This window comes from Radiobacillus sp. PE A8.2 (genome assembly GCF_045635475.1).
Taxonomy (GTDB): Bacteria; Bacillota; Bacilli; order Bacillales; family Amphibacillaceae; genus JBJGXI01.
The window spans coordinates 82,935-100,891 of the sequence record NZ_JBJGXI010000011.1; the positions used below are offsets into that span (position 1 = coordinate 82,935).

18 protein-coding genes are annotated in these 17,957 nt (G+C 38.4%); 8 read left to right on the forward strand and 10 right to left on the reverse strand.

Features of this window, described 5'->3' with window-relative positions; genetic code table 11:
- Positions 1-459: 459 nt before the first annotated feature.
- Together ACI6MV_RS08195 and ACI6MV_RS08200 are read right to left on the reverse strand one after the other, a co-directional pair.
- Positions 460-1,503, reverse strand: coding sequence for an ATP synthase beta subunit C-terminal domain-containing protein (locus tag ACI6MV_RS08195; protein WP_407269795.1), 1,044 nt, complete (start codon positions 1,501-1,503; stop codon positions 460-462).
- Between the two features lie 200 nt (positions 1,504-1,703).
- On the reverse strand, positions 1,704-3,119 hold the full coding sequence (locus ACI6MV_RS08200) for a hypothetical protein (RefSeq protein ID WP_407269796.1): 1,416 nt from the start codon (positions 3,117-3,119) through the stop codon (positions 1,704-1,706).
- 169 nt (positions 3,120-3,288) lie between these two features.
- Here ACI6MV_RS08200 and ACI6MV_RS08205 point away from each other — a divergent pair, with 169 nt between their 5' ends.
- Positions 3,289-3,450: a hypothetical protein gene (locus ACI6MV_RS08205; RefSeq protein WP_407269797.1), complete on the forward strand. Its 162-nt coding sequence runs from the start codon at positions 3,289-3,291 to the stop codon at positions 3,448-3,450.
- A 44-nt stretch (positions 3,451-3,494) separates the two neighbouring features.
- On the opposite strand, the gene ACI6MV_RS08210 is transcribed toward ACI6MV_RS08205, so the two are convergent.
- Entirely contained in the window at positions 3,495-3,878 is a 384-nt protein-coding gene (locus tag ACI6MV_RS08210) for an EAL domain-containing protein (protein WP_407269821.1), read from the reverse strand.
- A gap of 393 nt (positions 3,879-4,271) precedes the next feature.
- Here ACI6MV_RS08210 and ACI6MV_RS08215 point away from each other — a divergent pair, with 393 nt between their 5' ends.
- Positions 4,272-4,841, forward strand: a complete 570-nt coding sequence (locus ACI6MV_RS08215) for a LysM peptidoglycan-binding domain-containing protein (RefSeq protein WP_407269798.1) — start codon at positions 4,272-4,274, stop codon at positions 4,839-4,841.
- A gap of 55 nt (positions 4,842-4,896) precedes the next feature.
- Here ACI6MV_RS08215 and ACI6MV_RS08220 read toward each other — a convergent pair whose 3' ends face one another.
- The 3 genes from ACI6MV_RS08220 to ACI6MV_RS08230 all read right to left on the reverse strand — a co-directional run bounded on the left by ACI6MV_RS08220 (position 4,897) and on the right by ACI6MV_RS08230 (position 8,051).
- The gene (locus ACI6MV_RS08220; RefSeq protein WP_407269799.1) at positions 4,897-5,880 is read right to left on the reverse strand and encodes a ring-cleaving dioxygenase; all 984 of its coding nucleotides are present in this window, start codon (positions 5,878-5,880) and stop codon (positions 4,897-4,899) included.
- Between the two features lie 215 nt (positions 5,881-6,095).
- Positions 6,096-6,458, reverse strand: a complete 363-nt coding sequence (locus ACI6MV_RS08225) for a hypothetical protein (protein ID WP_407269800.1) — start codon at positions 6,456-6,458, stop codon at positions 6,096-6,098.
- Between the two features lie 345 nt (positions 6,459-6,803).
- The gene (locus ACI6MV_RS08230; RefSeq protein WP_407269801.1) at positions 6,804-8,051 is read right to left on the reverse strand and encodes an MFS transporter; all 1,248 of its coding nucleotides are present in this window, start codon (positions 8,049-8,051) and stop codon (positions 6,804-6,806) included.
- Between the two features lie 491 nt (positions 8,052-8,542).
- Between ACI6MV_RS08230 and ACI6MV_RS08235 the strand changes: the two genes are divergently transcribed.
- On the forward strand, positions 8,543-9,112 hold the full coding sequence (locus ACI6MV_RS08235) for a cysteine hydrolase family protein (protein WP_407269802.1): 570 nt from the start codon (positions 8,543-8,545) through the stop codon (positions 9,110-9,112).
- Positions 9,113-9,245: 133 nt separating this feature from the next.
- On the opposite strand, the gene ACI6MV_RS08240 is transcribed toward ACI6MV_RS08235, so the two are convergent.
- Both ACI6MV_RS08240 and ACI6MV_RS08245 read right to left on the reverse strand, forming a co-directional pair.
- Positions 9,246-9,548: a hypothetical protein gene (locus ACI6MV_RS08240; protein WP_407269803.1), complete on the reverse strand. Its 303-nt coding sequence runs from the start codon at positions 9,546-9,548 to the stop codon at positions 9,246-9,248.
- 120 nt (positions 9,549-9,668) lie between these two features.
- Positions 9,669-10,388 carry a YebC/PmpR family DNA-binding transcriptional regulator gene (locus ACI6MV_RS08245; protein ID WP_407269804.1) on the reverse strand — a complete coding sequence of 240 codons (720 nt, stop codon included), beginning with the start codon at positions 10,386-10,388 and terminating at the stop codon, positions 9,669-9,671.
- A gap of 310 nt (positions 10,389-10,698) precedes the next feature.
- On the opposite strand from ACI6MV_RS08245, the gene ACI6MV_RS08250 reads away from it, so the two are divergent.
- From ACI6MV_RS08250 to ACI6MV_RS08265, 4 genes are all read left to right on the forward strand, one after another.
- The gene (locus ACI6MV_RS08250; RefSeq protein ID WP_407269805.1) at positions 10,699-11,040 is read left to right on the forward strand and encodes an MBL fold metallo-hydrolase; all 342 of its coding nucleotides are present in this window, start codon (positions 10,699-10,701) and stop codon (positions 11,038-11,040) included.
- 220 nt (positions 11,041-11,260) lie between these two features.
- Entirely contained in the window at positions 11,261-11,812 is a 552-nt protein-coding gene (locus ACI6MV_RS08255) for an MBL fold metallo-hydrolase (RefSeq protein WP_407269806.1), read from the forward strand.
- A 23-nt stretch (positions 11,813-11,835) separates the two neighbouring features.
- Positions 11,836-12,465, forward strand: a complete 630-nt coding sequence (locus tag ACI6MV_RS08260) for an alpha/beta hydrolase (RefSeq protein ID WP_407269807.1) — start codon at positions 11,836-11,838, stop codon at positions 12,463-12,465.
- A gap of 155 nt (positions 12,466-12,620) precedes the next feature.
- Positions 12,621-13,268: an HAD family hydrolase gene (locus ACI6MV_RS08265; protein ID WP_407269808.1), complete on the forward strand. Its 648-nt coding sequence runs from the start codon at positions 12,621-12,623 to the stop codon at positions 13,266-13,268.
- A 52-nt stretch (positions 13,269-13,320) separates the two neighbouring features.
- On the opposite strand, the gene ACI6MV_RS08270 is transcribed toward ACI6MV_RS08265, so the two are convergent.
- Positions 13,321-14,670, reverse strand: coding sequence for an allantoinase (locus tag ACI6MV_RS08270; RefSeq protein ID WP_407269809.1), 1,350 nt, complete (start codon positions 14,668-14,670; stop codon positions 13,321-13,323).
- 105 nt (positions 14,671-14,775) lie between these two features.
- On the opposite strand from ACI6MV_RS08270, the gene ACI6MV_RS08275 reads away from it, so the two are divergent.
- Positions 14,776-15,705, forward strand: a complete 930-nt coding sequence (locus tag ACI6MV_RS08275) for an NERD domain-containing protein (RefSeq protein WP_407269810.1) — start codon at positions 14,776-14,778, stop codon at positions 15,703-15,705.
- Positions 15,706-16,685: 980 nt separating this feature from the next.
- Here ACI6MV_RS08275 and purD read toward each other — a convergent pair.
- Positions 16,686-17,936 (reverse strand): phosphoribosylamine--glycine ligase, encoded by a 1,251-nt coding sequence (gene purD / locus ACI6MV_RS08280; RefSeq protein ID WP_407269811.1) that lies wholly within the window; start codon positions 17,934-17,936, stop codon positions 16,686-16,688.
- Between the last annotated feature and the right edge of the window lie 21 nt (positions 17,937-17,957).

Consider the following 17,957-nt stretch of genomic DNA (forward strand, 5'->3'; position numbering starts at 1 on the left):
CGTTTAAACTGCTTTCCTGAAAAAGTTCGTTATTAAACACCTCCTTAACAGCATAAAATGGCGCTTACAAAACTGATTCATGTTATTTCTCTCTTAGTTGGATGAAGTTAACATTACGACTTTAACCAGTTCCACAGAAACCGGTTTCGATATTTCTTATAAAAAACATATGAAGTATTTTCAATGATGAATGGATAGACGGAAACCGGTTTCTTTTTTGACTACAATTGCACGAGTACAAAGACTAATAACCAGTTTTATATTATGAGGAAACTTGGTGAAACCGCTTTCTTTATGTATGTATTATAAAGCCATTTTATTTATTATGTCAATACTTTCCTACCTTACCAACTCTATTAACAAAAAACTACTAGATCAATATGCAACGCTTGCATTTGAACTAGCAGTTATATGAACGATACTATTCATGTACCTTTTCTGTATATACGATACGGTTTCTTACAACGTACCTATATAAGAAAGTGCAGCTATATCTTGTGTATCTGTACTACCATCCAATATTTTTCGTACATCTTCTAAAGTATCTTTCAAAGTAACGGTTTTACCCTTTTGACCAGTAAATGCTTCTGCTACATAAAATGGTTGTGTTAAATAGGCTTCTAAACGTTCGCCTCTTTTGTAAGTGGATGTCTCTGAAGTTGGCAGACTGTCTAGTCCTCTAACCTTAACTAAAGCGCTTAGCTCACGGTACCTACGTAACAGTTTTCTAGCTCTTTGCTGAATCACAAAATGCGTTTGGTCAATGTGTGCACCTTCTAAAACAGATGAAGTAGATTGAACTGGATTTACCGCTGGGTACTGGTGTCTTGCGGAAAGATCAGCATCAAAGTTCCATAACGTTTCTAATGGGCCATATGGCAGGTCTTCATCAACCGCTTCTCCCTTCAAATCGATAAGAAATGTCGTCACATTAGTAATGTTAGTAGCGGATAACTGGTCTTGGATGTCATATAGTTTTCCATTTAACACATGGCTTCTGTCTGTAGCAAAAGCAATCTGCTTATGCTCACCTGCTTTAACTATGCTTTGATATGCCTCTTCTACAGAACTAGTAACTATATTAAAATAATCAACAACATCATTTACTTCAGGTATATCTTCCTCTGGTTTAAGTAAAATCGTTACATAGTCTTCTTTTCTAAATCGATAAAACAGTTCTGCAAGTAAAACTAGTTGGCCCATTCCTGGTCTTGCAACGAGACCAATCGTTCCTCCTTTTGCTAACGGAGCAAATAAATCCAGTGTCTTAATTCCTGTCTCAATCATTTCGACATTCTCCTCTCGAATAATTAATTCATCCAAGCTACATTCCGCGAGTGATGCGAGTGCGACGATCGTACGCACTTCTGCTCTGCTGACTGGTATTTTTCCAGTGCATAGATTTGATACGGTTGCTGGTCGTAAGCCCACAGATTTAGCAGCGGAAGTAAGGTTAGGTACTCGTCGGCGTAATAAAGCAACATTAAGTTTGATATTTTCCATGTTATCCCTCCCGTTACTTTATATAGTATTATAAATTACGTTTAAAAGCAACTATAAATTACTCTTAAACGTAATTAAAATTTCAAAAATTAGAAACCGGAAAAAGAATTCGCTTTTGCGACTTCCCTTTCCGGCTTTAATTGATCAATATTATAGCTATTAAATTTCATGTTGCCGACTTATCTTCATCCATAACACACTTAATAAATAACATACCAGATAAACTGCACATACGCTTGAACTAGAAAATAAAAAGCAACCGTGTACCCAAGATTAAAACGCAAGCCATTTTTAACAACGCTCAAACCGTTGGACGCACTTAAAACAATTACAGGTAGTATAAATGGCGATAACAGGACAGAAATGACGCTTCCTGATGTCATCGACAAAACGACGAGTTCTGGTGGATATGGTAAAGCAACATTTTGTAAAATACCCGCTACTAGCACAATGACAGTTAGCGGACCCAATCCAAGAAATCCTAAAATGATGATCGTCAATGGCAGGATTAGCAAGAAGTTTAAAAAGGGAATGGCTTCTTCTACGTAAAATAACCCATCTACTAAGTAATTTCCTATTCCTGATTGGTTAACAGCATAGATAAGCATACCTGCTGCAAGTAGCAAGCAAAACTGCTGTGACTTATATCTCATGTCTTTCATAAAATAAGTTTTCGTTTGCTCTGTTAATTGCTTTGGTCTTTTTTTCAACAAATAATAAGCAACCGTCCATATCACAATGAATGGTGGTACGATAATTAGTAGTCCCCAACCCATGGTGATATGGGTAATAAAAATTGCACTAAACAAAGAAATAAATAATAACCCAAATTCAACCACTAACTGCTTTGAATTCGTACTATCACCCGTTTTCTGAACTAACTTCTTAATTTCATCCTCGATACCCGATGTATAATTAACTCCATATCTTTTTTCTTTATAGGAAGAATATACAACTGCAAGGAAAATCCCTGCTAGCGATATTAAGAATCCTTGCAAGATCGTCCAGCCTAATGAAGCATGTAAATGATCGACAGCAAAAGCAAAACTTGGAATACTAATAACCCATAACGTTGTCAGTGCAAACGAACGTAATAGTGCAGTTCCTTTAAAATATTCCCATGCCTCGCTTTTTTTATCGCCAAGAAATGCACTGATAAATTGATACATCATTGGAATTGCACCGAATAGCAAAAAATAAGCAATTATCTGATTAACCACCATCGTCCCAAAGTAAAATTTCTTACTACTGTTGAGAAAGTTATGTGCCACATTCATGATTGAATCAATATAACGCTCTTCGTGTAAAATCCAACCAATAATAGGAACGATTAATAGTAGTGCAATGAGACTGCGCATTTTTATGATACCGTCCATTAATAATGTCGCAAGCGATCCACCAGAAACCATATGCACGATTACTGCCGTTACAAGCAAAAATGACGGTATGATTAAAGCTCTATACGGAAGAAAAATAAATGTAAATACAACTGCAACGATCCCTGAAAGGGAAAGCATAACTTGTCCTGCTTCAGTCGGATAAAAATAAGTTATGTAATGCATCACTGCATAAACTGTTATCGAAACAGTAAAGCCAATAGCCGAAAATTTTTTCATCAAAAGACCCCTTAACATCATATATACATATTCCCATTTTACATGATTATGTGAAGATACATTAAAGGATTCGCATAACTCTTAGAAATGAGGCAGGTTTGCAAACGATTTTAAGCTCAAAGAGTAAGTAAATCTTTTCTGGAAAAGATAAAGTTGGAGGTGGATCAGAATGGCAGATACTTATCGCGAATACCGAACTGGCCAAGGGGTGCCAGCAACTGGTGATTATATATGTCAGTCGGGTAAAAAAGCAACCTTAAATGAAAAGGAACACTTTCCAGCATGTCCTGTCAGTGGGAAGGACACTTATTGGAAACATAATAATCAGTGAGCTTTAAAAGTAAACAAGGGATGTTGCACCCTTGTTTATTCTCTTTACTTACGATTCGCCTTTTTTACTAATGACGTTAGAAGCTTTCCTATTTCTGCTTCTTGGACAGGTTTACTATAGAGATAACCTTGTGCTTCATCACAACCTAATGCTTTAACACTAAAATATTGCTCCTTTGTTTCTATCTCTTCCGCCACCACATTAAGTCCTAACGATTTACCAAGTGAGACAATAGAAGAAACAATCTCATCATTATGACTATCTTCATCCAAATTAACTATAAATGAGCGATCAATTTTTATGGTGTCTACTTTAAACTTCTTTAAGTAGAGTAGCGATGAATAACCTGTTCCAAAATCATCAATTGCAAACCTAACCCCCTGATTTTCTAACTTAGCAATAAAAATCCTCCATGAGCAATATTCAATAAGGGATGGTAGACAATTTCATTATTACCTAACCAATGGATGAGTTAATCCAACTATATGTGAATGGCCAAACCGTTTAATGAAATTGGATAATTTATTTCTACATAAAAGGCTATTTTAGTTTCTACAAATAAAATACTATTATCCGATACCATATTAGCGATGTTATTAAAAATAAACTTAAGACCGAAGACAAACTAATCTAGCCAGCCCTAAAACTTACTTCCATATATATCCTACATCTGCTCTCTTCACCAAATCATGCAGATTTTTCCCATTAAATTTTATTTTTAATTCGAATTTTTTTCTATTCTTAAAAATCCTATGTTTAATCAACCGGACAAGCAGGAATGAGAATACTGTAAGACAAGACACTACTAAGGAGGAGTTAGAATGAGACGAACTTCAAAAATTATAGCGAGTACTGTAGCATTTGGTACGTTTTTTGGAGCGATGGGTTTGACAGCTAACGCCACCACGGAAATGGTAGAGTCAGGTGAAACTATATGGGAAATTGCCAATGAAAATGAAGGCATAACCGTTGATGAAATACTTGAACTGAACGGTGATGTAGACCCTTATGCCATCCCAGTAGGAACAGAGATTCAATTAGAAAATGAAAACGCTGGTAACGAAGTGACGCATACAGTACAGCCTGAAAACACACTATTCGGGATTGCTTCTGTTTATGATGGTGTAACATTAGATGAAATTTATGAGATGAATGATGGAATTGATCCGTATAATCTGGCAATAGGCTCTGAAGTAACTGTAGTAGACCGTAACAGCAACGAATCAAATAGTAACGATACGGTGTATCACACAGTTCAGCCAGGAAATACGTTTTATGAAATAGCTAGCGTCTATGACGGTGTAACAATTAACGAACTTAAAGCTGCGAACCCAGAAATTGATTTACACGTATTACCAGTCGGATATGAACTTGTCATTCCGGTAGATTAACACGATAAAAATCCTGCATCACGTGATGCAGGATTTTTTCATTTTCTTATATAAACTATTCTTCTTCTTTCTGAATATCCCTCGTACTTCTTACGGTATCAATTGGGCGAACCATCTTCTCAATTTGCTCACGCTTCGGTTCTAAGAATGGTGGTAAAGATAGTTTCTCCCCAAGCGTTTCATAAGGTTCATCTCCCATAAATCCTGGACCATCTGTAGCAAGCTCGAATAAAATTTGTGGCGCCACTCGTGTATAGAGAGATTTAAAGAAAAAGCGATCTACATAACCAGAAGTTTGCAAACCAAATTGGTGATACCATTTATCCCATTCCTCTAATGTTTTACGGTCATCAACACGGAATGCAGCATGGTGAACAGTACCAAACCCTTGTCGTGCCTGAGGCAACATAACATTATGTTCTACAACAACCTGCGCTCCGTTACCTCCCTCTCCTACTTCAAACAAGTGGAAAGAATCGTCTTTATCGATTTCTTTAAACTGCAACACCTTTTCCATTACTTCTTTAAAATAATCAAAGTTTTGAATTCGGACAAAAATTGGCCCCAAACCAGTAATCGCAAATTCTAACGGAACTGGACCATCTTTCCACGGCGTACCTGACTCAACACCTTGATTATTTTCATCTGAGATTAATTGATATTGCTGGTCATCAAAATCGACAAACGAAAGTGTTTGTTTGCCAAACTGTTCTTTGATGCCCGTATGTTTTACTTCTAGACGATCAAAACGTTTTACCCAATAGTCTAATGCAGCATCGCTCGGCACACGGAAAGATGTTTTAGAAATTTCATTCGTCCCATGTTCCCCTTTTGGAATACCAGGAAAATCAAAGAATGTCATGTCTGTGCCCGGGCTCCCCGCATCGTCTGCGAAAAATAAATGATACGTTTGAATATCGTCCTGATTCACCGTTTTTTTCACAAGTCTCATTCCTAATACATAGGTGAAAAATTCATAGTTCTTCTCCGCACTACTCGTAATTGCTGTTACGTGGTGTATTCCTTTTAAACCGTTCATGATGATTCCTCCATTCTGAGCAGAAATCTGCTCAATTTATGTTTAGTTAGGTTTTGTTTAAATTTATAATTCACTCACGAAATATTATCTTGAATTCGAGATAAATATATCATGAGTAGCATGTACTGTCAAATTGTTGAGCTTTTGTTCGGAAATTAAAAAAACTTCCGGTAAATTCTTCGTTTAAAAGAATTTTTCAGGAAGTCACTTTGGTATTAGCCTATATCTTGTATATTCACGTCACGATGATCATAGTGCTTTCGCTGTTCTATTAATATTTGTTCAATCAGCTTTGTATCTTGAGGATGAAATAGATGTGCAGATTGATCTACCCATATAAACCGCTTATCCTTTGTAACTAATTGATCAACGAACTGCTGAACCAAGTTACCATGCACATGATAATCTTTTGATCCATGAATAAATGTAACAGGAATATCTATTTCTCGAATAGAATCCATGAAGTTATTGTCTGCTAATTCCTCAATAAACTGCTGAGAATATATTAGCTTAAAGCCCTTGTAATAACTGTTAACGATATCCTTTAGAGTGTAGTCTGCAGATTGCAGCATGTCCATAGATACTTGGAACAGACCTGGATGTTTTACCTGTTCATCTGAATATATTAAGGTATTAAAAAAACAACTTAAATTTTAAAAATTTTTCTAATAAGTTACGTTTATTGTGGTATTAGTCCATTAATAAGAGCAATAACTGGATTCGTTAACATGGATAAATTGATGAAAGTTATTTAAGAGGGTTTAAAGAAGAACTGGCGACTGGTCAAGAAAATCCGAATTTAACGATTGAACAATTTAATGACATATTACTTGAAGTAACGTTTAACAATGCATTGTTGTTCTTATTTTAAAAGGAACTTGGAATGTTGACCAAGTTCCTTTTCTTTCTTCACGTAACTTCCCTTAATTCTGGGACTGCATTGCCCTTCTTTTCTTCAAATCAGGTAAAATGCTTTTTATAATAAGCATGCCTGCTAGTCCCGTAAGTAAGATTAAAAATGACATGATTTCATTACTCAATATCGCTCCTAGCGAAACGAAGATTGCACTAATCATCATCGATCCATAAAATACGATGCTACTCACAGCCATGTATGAACTTCTTTTTTCGTCGGTTGGAATACTAGCCATAAAATCCTGCTGAATTGGAACGCGCATTAATTCACCAATTGTTGCTAGTGCCATGAATATAAACAACAGCATCACATTGTTAACATAACTAATCACAACATATCCAATTGTAAAAATTAAAATAGAAGATAAAAATGTTCTGTCCTCGTTTTTCCACTTTGTCACCCACCGAGTGATGAATACAGTTAGAAATACGACAATAATTGTATTTTCCGATTTAAGAAAACCAAGCATCTCCACACCAGTAAATTCGAATGAAAAGACCGATTGTGCTGGCATATCTTCATTCAAACGTATACCAATGTAGTTTTCCATTTGGTTTTCAATTGATTGTATTAGCATCCCTGCTAGCACAAATAGGAGAAACAATTTATCACCCGCAACCTCTTTATAACTATGAAACATACTTACTAACACATTTTTGTGTTTAATTGCTTCTTTCTTCGTATACGTCTCATCAATAAAGAAGATAACCAAAATATTAGAAATCGCACTCGTAATACCCATAATAACGAGCAATTCAAATAAATAATGATTAAATGCTAAGGCCCCGACAATCCCACCAACTGCAAAAGCTAAATTAAAACTCCAATACATTAGAGAATAAACACCTTTTCGCTCAGATGGTTTGGTAATATCAATCAGCATCGCATCTGCTGCCGGTCCGTCTAATCCAAATGATGCACCTACGATCAGCACCATCACAAACGTTAGCATTGGCGAAGTAAGCATTGGTGAATTGGCAATCGCCATCACGATAAAAGCAACCATCCGAATTAATCCTGCAATCACCATTAATTTCTTTCTTCCCATTTGGTCAGAATAATACCCGCCGTAAAGCCCTACCAAGAGCCCAATAACGACATTTAACAAAAGTAAAATACCTGTTAAAGTTGCCCCAAAATGTTCCGAAAAATAGATGGCCATAAACGGGATAACTGCCCCTGAAACCATATCCGATAAGAAGATTTGATAAATTCGTATTTTAATATTTTTATGATAGTCTCTGAATCTTTTCATCGATGTTCCCCCCTCTAAGAAGCGTTAGTTCTGTGATTATTAGTAAAAATAATGTATCGATTCACAAGGCCATCACCAATTGTAATCCATAATCAAGATCAAAGACTCGGTCTAGAGGTGGATATTTCCTAGTGCTCCTGAGCGATTTTAATCGAATGCGGTCCGTCACATATCATACCATAATTTGAAAAAACAATGGTTAACTCGCTATAAGTGCGTGTTCAAAAAGTTCCGTTTTTAGCACCGAGAAGATTGGATGAAGCTAGAAAAAGAGGACCGGAGCGTAGACAGAACCTACGTGTGGCCCGGTTTTTTCGGCTGAATCCAATCTTCGACGTCGATAAGCTTCTTGAGTAATCATCGTGATTAATTGGGACTTTTTGAACAACCTCTATAAATATTTAAAAACCCAATCATCATAGTCTACTTAGAGGTACTTATTGCCAGATTTGTGGTATAATTTTGAAAATATTTTTATGGGGGGGTTCACAATGGCGGAGCAATTAACTAATCCTGCGCTTATAATCATAGACGTGCAGAAAGGCTTTGATGACCCAAGCTTAGGTGAGCGCAACAATGTTCATGCCGAAGAAAACATAGCTGAGTTATTGAACTTGTGGCGTGCTAAACAACTACCAGTTTTTCATATTCAACATATTTCCACTAACCCTAATTCCGTTTTTTACCCTGGAACTGATTTAGTAGATATTAAAGAGCTGGTACAACCAATCGATGGTGAATCTGTCATCCAAAAACGTGTTAACAGTGCGTTTATTGGTACAGATTTAGAGAAAAGGTTAAGAGAGCAACATATCACAGACGTCGTCATCGTTGGATTAACAACCCCACATTGTGTTTCTACAACTACGAGAATGAGTGGAAATCTCGGCTTTAACACTTATTTAGTTGCGGACGCTACAGCAGCCTTTGCATTAACAGGACCAGAAAACAAACAATATTCCGCAGAAGAAGTTCACCAAATATCTTTAGCAACTCTACACAATGAATTTGCATCGATTGTTTCTATGGATCAATTGAAGGGGCTGCTTGAAAGTCGGTAATGAGTGAGAATAGTGCGGGGCGAGGCGCTCACCTCCAACAAGCTAAAAACCTTGATGAGATAGACGCACAGAACAAACAGTGATTTAACATCTTTTAAGGACAAAAAATCCAAAATGCAGATTTGGCGGTAGTTTAACTAGGCCGCCATCCACATTTTGGACAGGAATTCAACTCTTGATCGTAAGTATAATTGCATTTTGAACAAACAGTGTCTTCTTTTTTCACTTGTTTTCTATTGAAGTCTTCGAGCTTATATATTTTCAACAACATAGTTTCTTGATTATCTATTATTTTGGCTAATGCGAAAAAAATAACGGAAGAGAATACTCCTCCTATTACAGCAAGGATAAAGCCAAAAAATGAACCTGAAAATACACCTACTATTACACTACTAATTAATACAATAATTCCACAAGCGATGAGTGCTGCAATCATAATAGATTCCTCCTATGTACTATTTTCGATTTAATTTTGTCATAAGAAACGGACCAAATCTCAGCCCTAAAAAACAGAAAAAGCAGACCTCCACACTTCATGTAAGGTCTGCTTCAAAGGTTATTCTCCTAAATCAACGTTATGGTACACTTGCTGCACATCTTCTAAATCTTCCAATACATCGATTAGCTTTTCGAATTGCTCTTGCGCGTCTGCTGGAAGTTCGATATCATTTTGTGCTAGCATCGTTAATTCTGCAACAGAAAATTCTTCAATTCCTGCTTGTTTCAATGCTTCCTGCACGACATGAAACTGATCCGGTTCAGCGTAAACAATCACGACGCCATCTTCTTCTAAAATATCACGTGCATCAACGTCAGCTTCCATTAATATTTCAAGCACATCGTCAGCTGATTTGCCTTCAACACCAATTACTGCTGTTGCATCAAACATATAAGAAACAGAGCCATTCACGCCAAGGTTCCCACCATTTTTACCGAACGAAGCACGCACATCGGCTGCTGTACGGTTTACATTATTCGTTAATGTGTCGACAATCACCATAGATCCATTCGGCCCGAAACCTTCGTACCTGATTTCATCAAAATTTTCATCGCCGCCACCTTTAGCCTTTTCAATGGCACGGTCAACAATGTGTTTTGGTACACTATATGTTTTCGCCCGCTCTAATACAAATTTTAACGATTGATTTGATTCTGGATCCGGCTCCCCTTGCTTCGCCGCTACGTAAATTTCACGTCCAAATTTCGCATAAATCCGACTCGTTTGTTTATCCTTTGAAGCTTTTTTCTCTTTAATATTATTCCACTTACGCCCCATCATGAACACTCCCTTTCAGTAGTTTGATTATGATTTCGTTCAAAACATTATTGTGCTATTCATTGCCACGTTAACAGTAGTTTATACTGTAAAAGTAAAGAGATAACTAATAGGTATTCACCACTTCTATTATAACCTACCAAGTCAACCGATTACGATTTATATGTGAGATTTTCCAATTTGGAGATGTGGAGGCGAAACAGAAGTATAATTTGACTGTTCTAGAAGAAATGGACTGCTATTTTAGATATTATTTGCTCATCTATTTGATTATAATAAGTAAATAGATGAATGTGAGGCGAAATATTATATGAACATAGAAACTGAATTTTTCACGCTTCGTCAACTGGGAGATGGAGTCTATGCAGCGATTGCAAAACCTGGACAGGGGGCATGGAGTAATGCGGGCTTTGTAGATTTGGGTGAGGAGTTACTCGTATTTGATGCCTTTTCTACTATATCTGCTGCACAATCATTAAAACAAATAGCAGAAAAGCTCACTTCAAAAAAGGTGAAATACTTAATTAATAGTCACTATCATGGTGACCATGTCTTCGGTAACCAAGTGTTTATCGATGCCGTGATAGTCTCCACAGCTTTAACACGAAAGTGGAGCATCGAACAGAATGTGATCAAAGATATCGAATCATAAGAAAAGCGCAGAGCGCCCGCTTAGAAACGTAGCGACTGGAGCGAATCGACTAAGATAAAGGAATCACGATGAGCTTGCGAATCGATGATGACTTATCGTAAGGCGATTCGTGAAGTCGCCTAGTTTCTGGCGCTCGGAGCTAGACACATGCATAATTTTATACTTTCTTGTCCTAGAACAAAAGCAAATGCGCGCCTATCTAAACAGTTTACAAAAGCAGGTGGATGCAACTCATGATGCTATTTTAAGAGATAGCTTGACCAATCAATACAACGAAATGTCCAAGGTTCTTGATGACCTACCACACTTGCAAATGGTGTATCCTTCTCTTACATTTAACGAACACTTAACTATACATGGATCTAAACGCGATGTTGAATTACATTGCTTTGGCGGTGGACATACGTCAAGCGATTTATTTCTGTATATACCCGATGATAACATTGCATTTATGGGGGATATCGTGACTGACGGTATCCATTTGCCAATTTTTGACCCAGAAGCCTTTATATCAATACTAGCGAAAGTTAGACAAATCAACATCGATACAATCGTACCTGGACACGGAGAAATCGGGACATTATCGCTTGCTGAAACGTTAACGGAATACCTTTCTAATATCATTAAGCAGGTGAAGAAAGCACATGACCATAATAAGACATTCGATGAATTTACTGCTACGTTTAGTCTTCCAGATCAATTCAAAAATTGGAAGGGTATAAATGGAATTAAGCGTAATCTAACAACTGTTTATAGTTTTTATAAAAGCTAATCTTCTGTAAAGCAGGTGCCAAAATGATAGAAACTTTTAAACTTCCTTTATTTGATGAGGACCGACAAATCCGTATATATGTGCCTGAAAATTACCATTCTAGCAGTATAAATTACCCTGTCTTATACATGCATGATGGGCAGAATGTTTTTTTAGAGGAAGACGCTATTGGCGGTGTTTCTTTAGAAATTCATCGATATTTAGAAGATAATCATATTAACCTGATTGTTGTTGCCATCGACCTTAATATTACTGGCGAGGAACGTATCAATGAGTATTGTCCATGGACGAACGGCGAATACAGTAAAAAACTATTAGGCTACCAAAGCACTTCCGGTGGCAAAGGGGCACACTATGTTGATTTTATCGTTGATCAGTTAAAACCGATGATCGACAAAAAGTACCGTACATTACCAAACGAAACTTACATGGCTGGTATTTCCTTAGGTGCTTTAATTTCCACTTATGCAATGTGTTGTTACCCGCAAATTTTCAAACGAATTGCTGCAATTTCTGCCGCTTACTATCGCAATCAAGAAGAAATTGAGAGGCTATTAAGAAGCTCCGATTTATCTAAGGTCGAACGATTTTACTTGGATTGCGGGACAAGGGAAAGCGGGGCTAATGATGTAATATCCACAGCGTTCTTATAATCGAACGAAGCTGTCTTCTTGATTGTTAAAGAAAAAATAGCAGATTCGGAATTTCACGTGTTGGATGATGCGGAGCATAACTATGAGAATTTTAAAAAGCGGGTACCGAAAGTAGTAGCTTTTTTGACAGCTAATTAGATTAGGAGGTTTGTACTATGGAAAAATACAAAATTATTTTATTTGATTTAGACGGGACACTAACCGATCCGAAAGAAGGCATCACTAAATCGGTACAATTTGCATTAAAAAGGATCGGTATCGACGAACCTGTTTTAGATAATCTTGACCGTTTTATCGGTCCACCGCTACAGGATTCATTTGCTGACTTTTATGATTTAGATAATACGCAAACAAATGAGGCAATCGCTTTTTACAGAGAAAGATTTGTGGAAAATGGCATGTTTGAGAACAAGCTATATACTGGCATTTCTCTTTTGTTAGAGCAATTGAAGCAACAATACACACTTGTTGTGGCAACGTCCAAGCCTACTGTTTTTGCAGAACAAATACTGAGTTTCTTTCAAATTGATAACTATTTTGAAATCGTTGTTGGCAGTAATTTAGATGGTACAAGGAATTCAAAAGCAGAGATTATTCAATACATTCCTGATATTTACAAAGATTTTAAGCAAGATGAGTTCGTTATGATTGGGGACCGAAAGCACGATATAATCGGGGCTGTGAAAAACGGGATTGACTCCGTAGGTGTTACATACGGCTATGGTTCAGCGGAAGAGCTAATAGATGCCGGAGCTACTTATGTTTTTGGTGATGTGGACCAATTAAATGGCTTTTTCAGCTAGTCCAGTAAGGATGGGAGTAGAAAACAGTCGTGCACGGATGCACGACTGTTGCTTAATTTTTCAACCATTTTCCGGTTGGGCTTTCGATTATCTGCATATTTTGATAAACAATCTTTCCGCCTAATATCGTCGTATCAATACTACATGGAAACGTGTGATTTACATACAGACTGTGCTTATGCTTGGAAAACAAGTCCTCTTCCGTAACTTTAAAACCAGCATTCAAATTGATGATTGCAAAATCTGCATCACAGCCAACTTTAATCTCCCCTTTTTGTGGGTAAAGTCCAAATCGTTGTGCTGGCTGGAGCGCTGTTAATCTAGCAATTTTCCATAACGGGATATCATTTTCAAGTGCAAGCTCGACCATCGACAATAACGAGAATTGTCCACCACTAATACCGCCCCAAGCTTTAAACATATTATTATCCTCGGTCACCTTTAATTCCCACGGACTTGGCGAGTGATCTGATGCTACCATATCAAATTGGCCTTCTTTAATTAATTCAATTAATTTTTGCTGCTCGGATTGTGCTCGCAGTGGCGGAGCACATTTTGCTGCTGGGCCGATTTCGCTTAAATCATTATCATTAAACATGAGATAATGTGGGCACGTTTCCACCGTAACATCCTGTCCCCGTTGCTTTGCTTCCGTAATTAGTTTGACCGCACGTTCACTGCTAATGTGAACAAAATGGAGGGCGCACCCGGTAACCTCCCCATAATGTAGGGCGCGTTGTACTGCTTCAACCTCAGCAGCAATCGGGCGTGAAGCCGTGTATGATTCAGCACTTTTTAACCCTTGTGCTTCCATTTCTCGTTGCATCTCAGTAACGATAAGCGCACTTTCGGCATGTAAAGCTAAAATTTTGCCTAGTTCAGCTATCTTTTTCATGCCATTAAATAACGTTTGATCATCAACCGCCTCAAACTCTTGATTTCCAGAAGGTGATATAAATGCTTTAAACCCTACCACACCCGCTTCAGCTAGGTCAGCTAACTGATCAATATTGCCGGGTACGAGGCCGCCCCATAATCCAAAATCAGTATATGATTTTGCCGCTGCTATTTTCGTTTTATCTTTCAGCGCTTTTTTATCTATAGTAGATGGTACTCCATTTAGAGGCATATCAAAATACGCCGTCGCCCCACCAGCTGCCATCATCGCAGATCCAGTCGAAATCCCTTCCCAATCCGCGCGTCCTGGTTCGTTAAAATGCACATGCACATCAATCATTCCTGGGAAAATGTGCTTGCCCTCGGCATCGATGATTTTTGCTCCCGAGGCAGTTATACTTTCGGCGATATCAGTTATAATTCCATCTTTGACTGCAATATCCACTTTTTCAGCTTCGTTCGCTAAAATCGCAGTCCCATTCTTTATGACCAAATCGTAGCTCATGATCGTCCCCCATCTCTTTTTATCTATTATACTAATTTATAGATAATTTTGAAAATTCATGTATGATAGAGAGAGTGGGAATAATATATAGAAAGGAAGCGAATCGTGATTACAAAACATCGTGTGGAACCATTGATTTTACAGCAATTAAAGCATTTGAAAAACCGCTCAGATTTACCCGAAGAGAATTTGAACTATCTTTATAATTTGGAAAAAGGATGGGAGGGAGAACGACGTTTTGATAGTGTTTTAGAAGAAATCTCAAGTGATTGTCTCATCCTCAACGATCTACTCCTAGAAGTAAATAATACCACTTTCCAAATTGATTCCTTATTAATCTGTCAGCAAGCAGTCTATTTATATGAAGTGAAAAATTACGAAGGAGACTTTTACATGGAAGGAGATCGCTTTTATGCAGCATCAGGATCTGAGATTAAAAATCCGATCCAGCAGCTAAAGCGAAGTGAATCGTTGCTAAGACAACTGCTTCAACAAAATGGCTACAAATTCACCATCAGCGCTTCCCTCGTTTTTGTAAATCCCGAATTCACCCTATATCAAGCCCCATTGAACTCACCAATCATTTTCCCAACCCAACTAAACCGCTATATGAAAAAAATATCTAATAACACACAAAAGCTAAACCAAAAACATCACAAGTTGGCCAAGCACCTAGCAAGTTTACACTCGATTGACAACTCATTCGCACAACTACCACCATTTGATTTCGAGTCTTTGAAAAAAGGGGTAGTTTGTCCTGAGTGTTGTTCCTTTTTGAAGTCTGTTAATTGGAATTTTGTGTGTGATCGTTGTGGGTATGAAGAGAGGGCCTACGTAGGAGTAAAACGGAGCGTGGAGGAATTAATCCTGTTACTTCCTAAGCATAAAATCACAACAAGAACAGTACACGAATGGTGTGGTAGGATTAGAAGTAGAGAATCGTTAAAAGATATTTTATGTAAAAGCTATCAGTTAGTATCCCGAGGCCAATCATCCTACTATATTATCAGGAAAGAAGCGAGGGCACGAGAATGATTTCTTTGGTTTGGCACTAACAGAGTGGCAATTAGTTAATTAGGGATTTGTGGTCGAGAGTGATCTAGTATTTTTTCAATCACCTGCGATTCAGCTGCGGATCTAGTATATTATCTTGCTCCACTGCATCAAACGTACTCGTTCAGCTGCCGATCTAGTATATCTTCCTGCTCCACTGCATTAAACGTATTCGTTCAGCTGCCGATCTAGTATATCTTCCTGCTCCACTGCACTAAACATACTCGTTCAGCTGCTGATCTAGTACATCTTTCTGCTCCACTGCACTAAACATACTCGTTCAGCTGCTGATCTAGTACATCTTTCTGCTCCACTGCATTAAACGTACTCGTTCAGCTGCTGATCTAGTATATCTTCCTGCTTCACTGCACTAAACGTACTCGTTCAGCTGCTGATCTAGTACATCTTTCTGCTCCACTGCACTAAACGTACTCGTTCAGCTGCCAATCTAGTATATCTTCCTGCTTCACTGCATTAAACGTACTCGTTCAGCTGCCGATCTAGTATATCTTTCTGCTCCACTGCATTAAACGTACTCGTTCACACGCTGATCTAGTATATCTTCCTGCTTCACTGCACTAAACGTACTCGTTCAGCTGCCAATCTAGTATATCTTCCTGCTTCACTGCATTAAACGTACTCGTTCACACGCTGATCTAGTATATCTTCCTGCTTCACTGCACTAAACGTACTCGTTCAGCTGCCGATCTAGTATATCTTCCTGCTTCACTGCACTAAACATACTCGTTCAGCTCCTGATCTAGTACATCTTCCTGCTCCACTGCATCAATCGTACTCGTTCAAACGAGGATCTAGTACATCTTCCTGCCACACTGCATCAAACGTACTAATTCAACCGATGAACTACGCAAATCACCCAAACAACAAAGCCCTTAATTAACAAAAACAAAAATCCGAGCTGTAACCCCATTCCCCTAACGTGGTCACAACTCGGATTATATTTAAAAACCTATATCCCGACGATAAAAGAATCCGTCCACCTTATCAAAAATACGCAAATAATCATATATTTTCGCTTGAGCCGCCGCAGACTCTGCTTGCACGGATCCAACGAGCAGAACACGCCCGCCAGTGGACACGTAGTCATCTCCACGTTTGTCTGTGCCCGCATGAATGACAAAGCAGTCATCCGGCACAGCATCTAATCCAACAGGAAGAGCAACACCTTTATCATACGCTCCCGGGTAACCTTTCGATGCGACGACGACGCCGATTGAATAGGCATCACGCCACTTCAAACGTGGGTCATCCCCGTTACTTACGTCAATCATGACCTGTAGTAAATCGTTCTCAAGCAATGGCAATACAACCTGGGTTTCTGGGTCACCGAATCGTGCATTGAACTCTATTACTTTTGGCCCTTCTGGAGTTTCAATTAATCCTGCATATAAAATGCCAGTAAACGCACGGTCTTCAGCTAACAATCCAGCAGCAGCGGGCCGCAGAACTTTTTCAATCGCTTCCTCAACGACCGGGGCAGCCAAATCTGGCACTGGTGCAAATGCCCCCATCCCACCGGTATTTGGACCTTTATCCTCGTCATAGGCACGTTTGTGGTCACGTGCAGGCACCATTGGAAACACATTCTCACCGTGGACGAATGCCATTAAAGAGAACTCTTTTCCGTCTAGGAACTCTTCAACTACAACACGACTTCCCGCTTCGCCAAATTGATTATCAACGAGCATGCTTTCCACCGCAGCGATCGCTTCCTCAACAGAAAGTGCAACGACAACACCTTTGCCAGCAGCTAAACCGTCCGCTTTAATCACAATCGGGGCACCTTGTTCAGCAATATAGCTTTTCGCTTCGTCCACATTTGTGAATGTTTGATGATTTGCAGTTGGTATATTATATTTGTTCATAAATTCCTTAGCGAAATCTTTGCTACCTTCAATTAATGCAGCTTCCTTTGTTGGACCAAACACGTTTAATCCAGCCTCTTGAAACGCATTGACCACACCTGCCAACAAAGGTACTTCTGGTCCAACGAATGTCCAATCGATCATATGGTCTGATGCAAAGGCAACAAGCTGGTCGACATCATCATCTTTAATGTCGATACAGGTAGCAACCTGATCGATGCCACCATTTCCAGGTGTAGCGTAAATCATATCGATCTGTTCACTTTCTCTAAGCTTGTTCACAATGCTGTGCTCGCGTCCGCCGCCACCGATAACTAAAACATCCATCGCACTTCCCCCTGTTTTCGA

Bases quoted from the DNA above. Each gene is read 5' to 3' on its own strand.
- ACI6MV_RS08235 (WP_407269802.1), top strand. From the start codon at position 8,543: ATGGCGGAGCAATTAACTAATCCTGCGCTTATAATCATAGACGTGCAG.
- ACI6MV_RS08230 (WP_407269801.1), bottom strand. From the start codon at position 8,051: ATGAAAAGATTCAGAGACTATCATAAAAATATTAAAATACGAATTTAT.
- ACI6MV_RS08205 (WP_407269797.1), top strand. From the start codon at position 3,289: ATGGCAGATACTTATCGCGAATACCGAACTGGCCAAGGGGTGCCAGCA.
- ACI6MV_RS08215 (WP_407269798.1), top strand. From the start codon at position 4,272: ATGAGACGAACTTCAAAAATTATAGCGAGTACTGTAGCATTTGGTACG.
- ACI6MV_RS08220 (WP_407269799.1), bottom strand. From the start codon at position 5,880: ATGAACGGTTTAAAAGGAATACACCACGTAACAGCAATTACGAGTAGT.
- ACI6MV_RS08250 (WP_407269805.1), top strand. From the start codon at position 10,699: ATGAACATAGAAACTGAATTTTTCACGCTTCGTCAACTGGGAGATGGA.
- ACI6MV_RS08270 (WP_407269809.1), bottom strand. From the start codon at position 14,670: ATGAGCTACGATTTGGTCATAAAGAATGGGACTGCGATTTTAGCGAAC.
- ACI6MV_RS08245 (WP_407269804.1), bottom strand. From the start codon at position 10,388: ATGGGGCGTAAGTGGAATAATATTAAAGAGAAAAAAGCTTCAAAGGAT.
- purD (WP_407269811.1), bottom strand. From the start codon at position 17,936: ATGGATGTTTTAGTTATCGGTGGCGGCGGACGCGAGCACAGCATTGTG.
- ACI6MV_RS08225 (WP_407269800.1), bottom strand. From the start codon at position 6,458: ATGGACATGCTGCAATCTGCAGACTACACTCTAAAGGATATCGTTAAC.
- ACI6MV_RS08260 (WP_407269807.1), top strand. From the start codon at position 11,836: ATGATAGAAACTTTTAAACTTCCTTTATTTGATGAGGACCGACAAATC.
- ACI6MV_RS08195 (WP_407269795.1), bottom strand. From the start codon at position 1,503: ATGGAAAATATCAAACTTAATGTTGCTTTATTACGCCGACGAGTACCT.
- ACI6MV_RS08200 (WP_407269796.1), bottom strand. From the start codon at position 3,119: ATGAAAAAATTTTCGGCTATTGGCTTTACTGTTTCGATAACAGTTTAT.
- ACI6MV_RS08240 (WP_407269803.1), bottom strand. From the start codon at position 9,548: ATGATTGCAGCACTCATCGCTTGTGGAATTATTGTATTAATTAGTAGT.
- ACI6MV_RS08265 (WP_407269808.1), top strand. From the start codon at position 12,621: ATGGAAAAATACAAAATTATTTTATTTGATTTAGACGGGACACTAACC.